Origin of the sequence: Brevibacillus massiliensis, assembly GCF_000311785.1 — a bacterium.
Classification (GTDB): Bacteria; Bacillota; Bacilli; order Brevibacillales; family Brevibacillaceae; genus Brevibacillus_C; species Brevibacillus_C massiliensis.
In genome coordinates, this window is record NZ_HE978557.1 from 1 (window position 1) to 8,208 (window position 8,208).

The following is an 8,208-nucleotide window of genomic DNA, read 5'->3' on the forward strand; positions in this document are numbered from 1 at the left end:
AAGAAACAGCCTATCCCACAAGGAATAAGCTGGTTGATACCCTTTCAGTTTTTTTCTTGAGCTCGTTTCACATGGGTTTGCACGCTACTTTTTGTTATCTTCAGCAGCCGGGCCGTCTCATCGAAAGAGAAGCTCACTCCATGCGTCAGAACATAACACTCACGCTCTCGCTCTGTGAGGCCGGAAAGGGCGTCCTCTATTTATCAACGATGATCTTCTACTGATGGTTCATGTTTTCTGCTCCCTCCCAGGCGTTGTTCTTAACATAATTGAGAGTTTGTACCCAGCTTTTTTTGTCCCAATCCTTTGTGGCATACTAACCACAAGGAGCGTGATTGCTTTGGACAACAAATCGTTTTACTACGTGACAAATTGGGACGATGCCGCCCACTATACCCAAACTTTGGAGGCAGCCGGCATCCCTCACGCTGTTGAGGCTCCAACCCAAGGGCTGCCGCTCAAAGAGGGTCAGCTTGCGATAGTATTTCCCGATCTTCCGGTCAAGCAATATGATTTCGTCCATAAGCTTTTTGACGGTGTTGGAGAGCGCTATCCTTTGTAGCTGCTCTTCTTTCGTTCCCATGACCGAAACCATAGGTTTCTTTCAATCCTCCATTTTCAGTCCTCCCTACTTTTCTGTAGTTTGTTCTTCTCGACAGAAGATTCTCCAAAAGATATCTATCTCTCTAAACATCGAATGTTTCTTTTTACAGCAAGTAACTGCTCATTCCAATCTGACGCGGAAGGCAAAAACGCTTCGACCTCTACTCGTTGGTCAAAGCGTTCGGTAAAACGTCGTATAGCTTCTCGTCCGGGTCTATCATTGTTAAAGGACAGGACAAGCCGCTTTATCGGATATTTTTTTAGCAGTCTTTCTACACTCTCCATGAAGTCAATCCCACCTAAGGATACCAAGATCGACTGACGACTTTCGGGATAGAGTTTCACTAAGGAGAGAGCTTCAATTGGCGCTTCCGTTATCGTCAAGATGGTCTTCCCTTTTGCAGCTCCCCAAACAAAGGGAAACTCACCGCTTCCAATCCGTTGCTTGAAACTTTTTGCGGTACAGGTGCCCCGGATCATGGCACCTTTCGCTTCGCCGCTTTCATCCCGGCAAACAAAAACGGCGTTCCCATTCTTGTCCTGATACAGAAGCTTCTTTCTTATCAACTCCTGGATCAATGGAATTGGAATGCCTCGCGTTTTGTTCAAGTAGGCGAAGATACGTTTATAGTTTTCCGCACGTTCGGGCAAGACAATCGATTGTTCTTGGTTCTCTTCTTTCGGTATGAAGTCAGCCAACTGTACCTTCCCCTCGTGTTTGTTTAACATCTCAATTGCCTTATGAAAGGACATCCGCAACACTCGCATACAAAAGTCTACGGCGTTTCCACTGTGACCATTCGCAAAATCGGTGTACATATTGTCTTTTACCAACACACCACTGTACCCTCTAACCCGATAGTTCTTCCCCTCTTTTTTGAGATCGAACCCCATGGATACCAAAAAAGAAGGAAGATCCGTTTGACGAGCTTTTCTGATGACATCTTGCTCCAACATTATCACTTCCTTTCTGAGCTGGACAGGAAACATTTGATTTAGTTGACGTTTACCCTCAGGATGGCGTGTATTCCTTCCGGAATTCTGCTGCAAGTTCCATGTAAGAGGACAATGACTCGGTAAAGACCACCTCCTTCCAATTGTAGTAATCTTTTGACCGATTTGTTTTTCATTCGCGCATCGACCTCTATGGCCAATATCTCTCCGTCCCGATGGGCCATGATGTCGATTCGCTCAACTCGTCCATCTGGATAATAGATGGAGTGTTCACTTTCACAAAAGAACGCTTCATGCTCCAAATAATGAATTAATTCGTAGTGGGCTTTTCCAGCATGACTTGAAAAGGTCTGACCCGCAATTCTCTGTATCACCCCGACCAGATTGGTCGGCACACGGTTATCGATGAATATCATGTGGATCTCCACCCATTCAAGAGTGGCAGACGGAACGAAAACCTCTTTTTGATGGTATCCTTCGGTAATACATCTTGAAGTGCCCTTTGGTATATTGTCGCGTTGTCCTCCGTAAGAGTTAAAACATCCGGTTGATAGGGTTCAGGGTAAACGGGTACTCCAAATTTTTTCATGTCCTTCTGGATGTCCCTTCTTTGTTTTTCAGATGGATGCTGAAGAAAGACATTCCAATCCGGCCTATGATGTGGTAGAGACTCCATTTGCTTGAGATACTGAAAGTAACACCACGGGGAAGTGGCAACTGTTAGGCACGCCAATGTTGCCCGTTCCCACTCCTCGAGTGTTTCCTCCGTTCGATCCTCCCAACACCCGACATCGACCACAACCCAGTCGTATTTTTTTGCTCGTAAGATTTCGGTTGTCTTTTTGACATAGGCAAAATCAATTTCTGGTATTGACCGAATCTGAAACAAGCTTTGTCCATCACCAAGAAAGGGTAAGCTCCCAGCCATATTTTCCTTCTGTAACTCAATGCAAGCTACTGTTCCGTATCGTGTAAGAAACAGAGCTAGTTGAATGGCTAGGTACGTACACCCCGAACCACGTGTTGCACCGGCTACCGCAATCACAGGCGTGCCTACAAGACGCTCCCGAAGAATGACTTGTTGTTTCGTTTCCTTCGTTTCTTCTGACTCGTTTCCCATTCCCCAACGTTCCCAGCGCGTTGCATCAGCGTATGTCGCTACTCTTTGTAGAGATTGTGAAAGCGAAGAGAGGATGAGCGTTTGCCCATCCTCTTCATCCATATTCACTATTTCTGGTGCGACAATATCGTAGATTCCCAAGCTGACGATCATGGCAATCGTGGTATCACCGGGTTTCCGGTCTGGAGCCAAAACAAGGATACGAGTATGAGGACGCTGTCGGCGGAAACTTCGTAGGGCGGTAATTAAATCTGTTCCTGCTGCACAATCAACCTCAATAATCAATGTTTGAATAGCCGTTCGAGCTGCCGCATCCAACTCTTCCCGTATGGTTTCTCCAGTCGACTGAAATACAGGAGGATCAGGTAAGGCTTCTTTGATCGTTTTCTCAAATCGTCTTGCAACAATGCCAAACATTCTCATCACTTCCTTCGAAAAATATAGGGGGCAGGATCTACTGGCTTATCATAAAGATGAATCTCAAAGTGTAAATGTGGACCGGTTGATTGACCTGTTGTTCCAACCAAACCAATTAATTGTCCTGCCTCTACTTCTTGGTCTTTTCTTGCCATGATGGAGTGCATATGAAGATATCTTGTGATCATTCCATCTTCATGTTGAATTCTGACTTCATTTCCGGCGGAACCGTTTGCCCTTGCTAGCATCACCTTTCCTTTTTTGGCTGCTACTACTGGTGTACCTATTTTTGCTGCCAAATCGACTCCTTTGTGGTATTCCTGTTTTCCGGTCACCGGATTGATCCGATCCCGAAATACATCTGTAAGCTGCCACTGGCCGACAACTGGAAAGACAAAGCCATCTTCAGGATCGGGAATATAACCTTCTGGTAATCCGATAGGTGAGTCGAACATCGACTCCCACGGAAGTAGCAAATAGTCTTTCACCATTTGGATTTCCTCTGGTTTCAACATTTCGTCTTCCACCATTTGTTGAAGTACTTTGTCCAAGGATAATAACGAATACACCTTTTCCTTTTTCCCATCTTCGCTTTTGATCGTCTCAACTTCGATAAATCTCCAGGCCAGACTCCTTGCTTGGGACAAAGTAGCTTTCGAAAAATCTTGTTGAAACCGCACGGCATCAATCGCCACAAGTTCTTTCCAATCAGCCCATAATCCCGTCTCTTCTTCCACCTGTTGAACAGCTTTAATATAGATTTGAACTTGATCAGGGGAGATTGCCGGTATCTGCTTGACTGTTGTAAAACTGGAAACAATGAAGAGAATCGCGGCAAAAGGCAAAAGGACGATGATCAAGAGCAGCGGAATCCATTTATCTTTTGGAATCAAGAAAAGGGCAAGCCTTACCACCAACGGCATTAACGACCACCAGCCGAACCAAATATTTCTAATTCCTCTGCTGTTGCTTCAATCTTTACGTATAATCTTCGATTACCAGCAATCAGAAGAGCATCACCACGACTTCCTTTCTCCAGCAGCTCTACTTCTTGCTCGGACAAATTCAAAAGAGGCGTCAGCAGCTGAATGTCTTTCTCCCCTTGCGGCATAATGATTTTATATGTTGGGTTGTCAATCAAGGCTTGTCCGTATAAACGAACAGCTTCATTTAACAAGTCCTCAAAATTATGCGTAATAAAGAGCAGCCCTCCCCCGTATTTCCGAATGCGTTTGGATATGTTACGAACCGTTCGCAGGGCATCTGGTGCCTTGGGATCGGCAATGAGATACCCTTCGTCCATCCCCAGTAATATCTGTTCCAGCCGGTTTAACGATATTTCATTCCATGACCACGTAAGGATGTTGTAATATTGGGCGGCAATAACATTCTGACTTCCATCCATCAGATTTTTGATGTCCAAAACGGTAAACTCTGCATCATCTAAAATAGTGGAGTGACCGGCCCATAACGCTGAATCAGCTCCTTTGGCTGCACTACGAAGCCGAAGAGCAAGTCGCTCCCATTCTGGAGCTTCTCTTTTTTTCTGTTCGACCCACTCGTACAGATGGCCAATATGTGGCCATGAGTCGTTGGGAACATCTTCTGGGCGGATTGTCCATGTAATGTTGTTTCGATGGTATACTTCCTCCAGTGCCATTTCCAATCTTGCCTGATCTTCGCCCCCCATATCCTGCAAGTACATAGAAAAAAAGGTACGTAACGTTTGGAAATGATGAGCTAAGGGTCTGTATTCTGCTGCTCCCTTTTCAATTGCCTCTTCATCTTCATCATCTAGTGGAACCATTCGCACCTGCAGAGGATTAATGCGGCCACCAGAACCACCGCCGCAATTAATCCAGTTGCCTTTTACGTACTGACAAAGATCCCGGTATTCTCGTTCAGGGTCGATCATAATCACTTTCTTCCCCTGACCATATTCGTTATACATAATTTTCTTGACAGTAGTCGATTTCCCCACGCCAGGTCTTCCCGTGATAAGCGTGTTTGAATTCGTTCTACTCCCTTCCCGTTTCCAAATATCCAAAAGGACTACTCCTTCGGAACGGTCAGAACCGAGAAGGATACCACGACCGTCATTCAGGTTGCTGGCCGTAAACGGGAACGCTCCAGCTACAGTCTCGCAGGGCATATTCCTTGCTCCCATATCTCGGATCGATTGAGGCAAAGTCACCCACGGACCAACAGCTTTATAGCCGTCTTCCTGGCAGTACATGGCAGTTCGTACCCGTAATTGTATCCCCGCAAGTGTTTGCTCGACACTTTTTACTCTGGATCTTAGCGTTTTTTCGTCAGGAGCCGTCACAGCCAGTACTACAGTTACAAAAAAAACGTTTTGTTGTTCGTCTGTAATTTTCTTGACCAATTCCTTTGCGTGGTTGAATTTCTTTTCTGTCATCATCAGTGAGTATGGATTTCCGCCCTGTATCAGCTTTCCTTGCAACTCTCCCATCGTCACCTTCAAATGGTCAAGCAGCTCCAAGGATGAAGTTGATTCAATATGAACGCTACATACGACACCAGGCAATTTCGCCACACGGGAAAGCCACGCAGCTTCTACCTGTTCAGGGTAGTCAACAATGACCAGTATTTGCTGATATTGATCTCCGACTGCCACTCGTTTTTCTTCGAATTTCAGTGCGGCGGGACTAATCAAGTCTAAAAAACTCCCCATCATCGGGGAGTCCGGTACTTTTTTAGCCATGTTTTCTCATCCTTTCAGGGTTCATTAGTTGTGGGGGAATATAATCTTTGGTGTCTTCCGGCATCCGTTCATAGGCGGCCTGGATGGGATGAGTGAAGACAAACTGCATATCCATCAACTCCTTGTGGTCGCAAATATAACCTGTAATCCCACGTTGTTTTAAATCAACCGCAATCTGTTTTACCTGTTCAATTAATTCTGTTTTGTTCTTATTGGCAAATAAAATAAAAAACAGCGTCTCCAGAGCTTCTCCAGAAATCGCAGTTTGTGCAGCTTCCCGAATTTGTGATTGTAGAATTTTCTTCCGAATCGGGTCTGGTGTATTTGCCTTCATCGTTTCAAGTTCAGCAATATACCCGTCCAGATCAACTGGCCTTCCCTCACAAAAAAATTGAAAATGCCCACTTAATCCGTTTAACACTTCATATAGAATGCTGATCATCCCCTTTCGTTCACGTGGATTCATCAAATCAATGTTTACGGGGATAACACGAATTCCTGCGATGCAGAATTGATCTTGATGGACCATATGAAACTGATCAATATCTTTTATGGGCATCCAAGATTGTACGCTGGATTGCCGCTTTGTCTTCTTGGGTAGTGTCGGTAACCGTTTTTGCAGCTTCAATTTCTACTCCCCCCAAACCGGTATAAATAAAGTTTTTTCGATTGTCGAAAGCGGTAGATCATCCGCAGCGTGATCAGTACGGAAAGCTTGGTAGCTGGATGCGGTTGGATCAACAAAAACGCTCCCGCGATCGGTACAAGTAAGATGAGAACCCGGGACACCAACGAATCAATCAAAAGCCCGGATAGTAGAAACAAAACAACACCTACCACCGCTCCCACAAGCATCATGCCTAATTCCTTCCAACCAAAACCATCTCTAAACTCGAAACGTGCCTTCACATTTTTTGGGATCAGATACATAGTAACTACCTCCGGAACAATAACCTTGTCACAAACATTCTAGCGATACCTGCTGCCCCACGCCCCACGCCAGTACTCAAAACAAATCGCTTGACAATGCTGGGTACTTTGAAGGCAACCCACATAAAGACAAGAAACATGATGAGCCTTTCACCAGGATCAGAGATACTCAGCGACATCCACATGGAAAAAGCACCCTTGATCACAAAAAGTTGAAGAGCTGGCATTAACGCCATGCCTTGTGTGTCCCTCCACCACTCTGAAAAGGCGTTAGATTGTGAATTTGTTAATCCCAGGGCCATCCAAATGCCGATGACTGCCGCGATACTCATTTCAACTGATACAATCAGAGCCTGTATTTGTACCAGAATGGAAATGACGATAGCAAGAATAACACCAATAGCAAGGGTACTTGGCATAGCTAAACATGCAGCAAAAAGATTGAGCAGGGCATCCTGCTGACTTCCCATATCAGTTCCCGGCAGAGAACTAATATCTCTCTGTATGGATAGCCCAAATAACCATAACTGCTGCACAACCCATGGAGCCGAGGCAATCATTGCCCCGGCTATCGCTGTTCGTTTCAAGAGACCATAAGGATCTGCTTCAGGATCTCCATTGACTCTGAGATGGTATGTCGACCATGCCTCAAAAGCAAGCTTCACCGCGAGAACGAAAGCAGCTATCCCTTGTAAATATAGGATTGCTTGCACAAACACTTCACTACTCAACATGTCAATCGCACGTTCTCGAATGCTTACCATTGGGGTGATAAAGCGGTTGATCATATCGTCAGTAAATTCTTTCAGTGTATACATCACCGCGTTAAAAATGAGGTCGTTTAACCAATTCACTTATTGTTTCCTCCCCCTTTTACTCTGTAACCGTTACGCCGTAGTAGCTTAAAACAAGTTTGACAATGGCCATGCCGCATTCACCAATTACCGATGCTACTAGAATTCTTTTGATGATTTTGTCTTTCTGTGCCATTTCTGCAGGTTCATCCAATCCGCTTTTCAACCACGACTGCCAACCAATAAAGACAGCAGCGGATACAGGGATGAGAATCAAGATCCAAAACAGAGCGTCATTTAGTAAAGCTTTCGTTCCTGATACAAGAACGTTATCTTTTGCGGCATAAACTCCAGACACCGTGAACAACTGTGCAAAGAAGTAGACAAATGCGATTGCTTTTTTTATCATGTTTCACCGCTCCTTTAGTTTTCATCTACATCAAAATCATCGAAATGATCGAAAATTGATTTTTTCCTTTTACGTATAGGCTGGGGCACCATTTCTTCTGTTTCATCGTCTTCTCTTTCATGAAACTCTGTATGTTGAAAAGGGAGCCAGACATCAACCTCTTTCAGATTTAGCGACTTCGTCAAGTGATCTTCCGCCTCTTCTAGATCACGGTCCGCTGGCCAGTAGGAAAGATCGGGTAAGGGCGTAATCGCCG

At 45.0% G+C, this 8,208-nt stretch carries 12 protein-coding genes; 2 read left to right on the forward strand and 10 right to left on the reverse strand.

What is annotated here, in order from left to right; translation table 11 throughout:
- Together HGBM_RS32660 and HGBM_RS25205 are read left to right on the forward strand one after the other, a co-directional pair.
- A partial coding sequence (locus HGBM_RS32660) for a hypothetical protein (protein ID WP_035288045.1) occupies nt 1-224 on the forward strand: 224 nt, incomplete at its 5' end.
- A 107-nt stretch (nt 225-331) separates the two neighbouring features.
- On the forward strand, nt 332-562 hold the full coding sequence (locus HGBM_RS25205) for a hypothetical protein (RefSeq protein ID WP_390621041.1): 231 nt from the start codon (nt 332-334) through the stop codon (nt 560-562).
- Between the two features lie 116 nt (nt 563-678).
- Here HGBM_RS25205 and HGBM_RS25210 read toward each other — a convergent pair whose 3' ends face one another.
- From HGBM_RS25210 to HGBM_RS28570, 10 genes are all read right to left on the reverse strand, one after another.
- Nucleotides 679-1,557, reverse strand: coding sequence for a DUF3991 domain-containing protein (locus HGBM_RS25210; RefSeq protein WP_161605102.1), 879 nt, complete (start codon nt 1,555-1,557; stop codon nt 679-681).
- Nucleotides 1,558-1,598: 41 nt separating this feature from the next.
- Nucleotides 1,599-1,973 (reverse strand): hypothetical protein, encoded by a 375-nt coding sequence (locus HGBM_RS25215; RefSeq protein WP_019123859.1) that lies wholly within the window; start codon nt 1,971-1,973, stop codon nt 1,599-1,601.
- Nucleotides 1,970-3,094 (reverse strand): hypothetical protein, encoded by a 1,125-nt coding sequence (locus HGBM_RS29170; protein WP_019123860.1) that lies wholly within the window; start codon nt 3,092-3,094, stop codon nt 1,970-1,972. Before HGBM_RS29170 ends, HGBM_RS25215 begins: the two co-directional genes overlap by 4 nt.
- Nucleotides 3,095-3,099: 5 nt before the next feature.
- Nucleotides 3,100-4,017: a M23 family metallopeptidase gene (locus HGBM_RS25225; protein ID WP_019123861.1), complete on the reverse strand. Its 918-nt coding sequence runs from the start codon at nt 4,015-4,017 to the stop codon at nt 3,100-3,102.
- Nucleotides 4,017-5,819 (reverse strand): VirB4 family type IV secretion system protein, encoded by a 1,803-nt coding sequence (locus HGBM_RS25230; RefSeq protein ID WP_019123862.1) that lies wholly within the window; start codon nt 5,817-5,819, stop codon nt 4,017-4,019. Before HGBM_RS25230 ends, HGBM_RS25225 begins: the two co-directional genes overlap by 1 nt.
- Nucleotides 5,812-6,447, reverse strand: coding sequence for a hypothetical protein (locus HGBM_RS25235; RefSeq protein WP_019123863.1), 636 nt, complete (start codon nt 6,445-6,447; stop codon nt 5,812-5,814). Before HGBM_RS25235 ends, HGBM_RS25230 begins: the two co-directional genes overlap by 8 nt.
- A complete protein-coding gene (locus tag HGBM_RS29175) occupies nt 6,444-6,749 on the reverse strand; it encodes a PrgI family protein (RefSeq protein WP_019123864.1) in 306 nt (101 codons plus the stop codon). The genes HGBM_RS25235 and HGBM_RS29175 overlap by 4 nt, the downstream gene beginning before the upstream one ends.
- Before the next feature lie 5 nt (nt 6,750-6,754).
- Nucleotides 6,755-7,603, reverse strand: a complete 849-nt coding sequence (locus HGBM_RS25245) for a conjugal transfer protein TrbL family protein (RefSeq protein ID WP_019123865.1) — start codon at nt 7,601-7,603, stop codon at nt 6,755-6,757.
- Between the two features lie 19 nt (nt 7,604-7,622).
- The gene (locus HGBM_RS25250; RefSeq protein WP_019123866.1) at nt 7,623-7,952 is read right to left on the reverse strand and encodes a hypothetical protein; all 330 of its coding nucleotides are present in this window, start codon (nt 7,950-7,952) and stop codon (nt 7,623-7,625) included.
- A gap of 14 nt (nt 7,953-7,966) precedes the next feature.
- On the reverse strand, nt 7,967-8,208 hold a 242-nt coding region (locus tag HGBM_RS28570), incomplete at its 5' end, for a hypothetical protein (RefSeq protein ID WP_035288049.1).

Coding starts and splice junctions, on each gene's coding strand:
- HGBM_RS25225 (WP_019123861.1), bottom strand. CDS start 4,017: ATGCCGTTGGTGGTAAGGCTTGCCCTTTTCTTGATTCCAAAAGATAAA.
- HGBM_RS25250 (WP_019123866.1), bottom strand. CDS start 7,952: ATGATAAAAAAAGCAATCGCATTTGTCTACTTCTTTGCACAGTTGTTC.
- HGBM_RS29170 (WP_019123860.1), bottom strand. CDS start 3,094: ATGTTTGGCATTGTTGCAAGACGATTTGAGAAAACGATCAAAGAAGCC.
- HGBM_RS25215 (WP_019123859.1), bottom strand. CDS start 1,973: ATGATATTCATCGATAACCGTGTGCCGACCAATCTGGTCGGGGTGATA.
- HGBM_RS29175 (WP_019123864.1), bottom strand. CDS start 6,749: ATGTATCTGATCCCAAAAAATGTGAAGGCACGTTTCGAGTTTAGAGAT.
- HGBM_RS25230 (WP_019123862.1), bottom strand. CDS start 5,819: ATGGCTAAAAAAGTACCGGACTCCCCGATGATGGGGAGTTTTTTAGAC.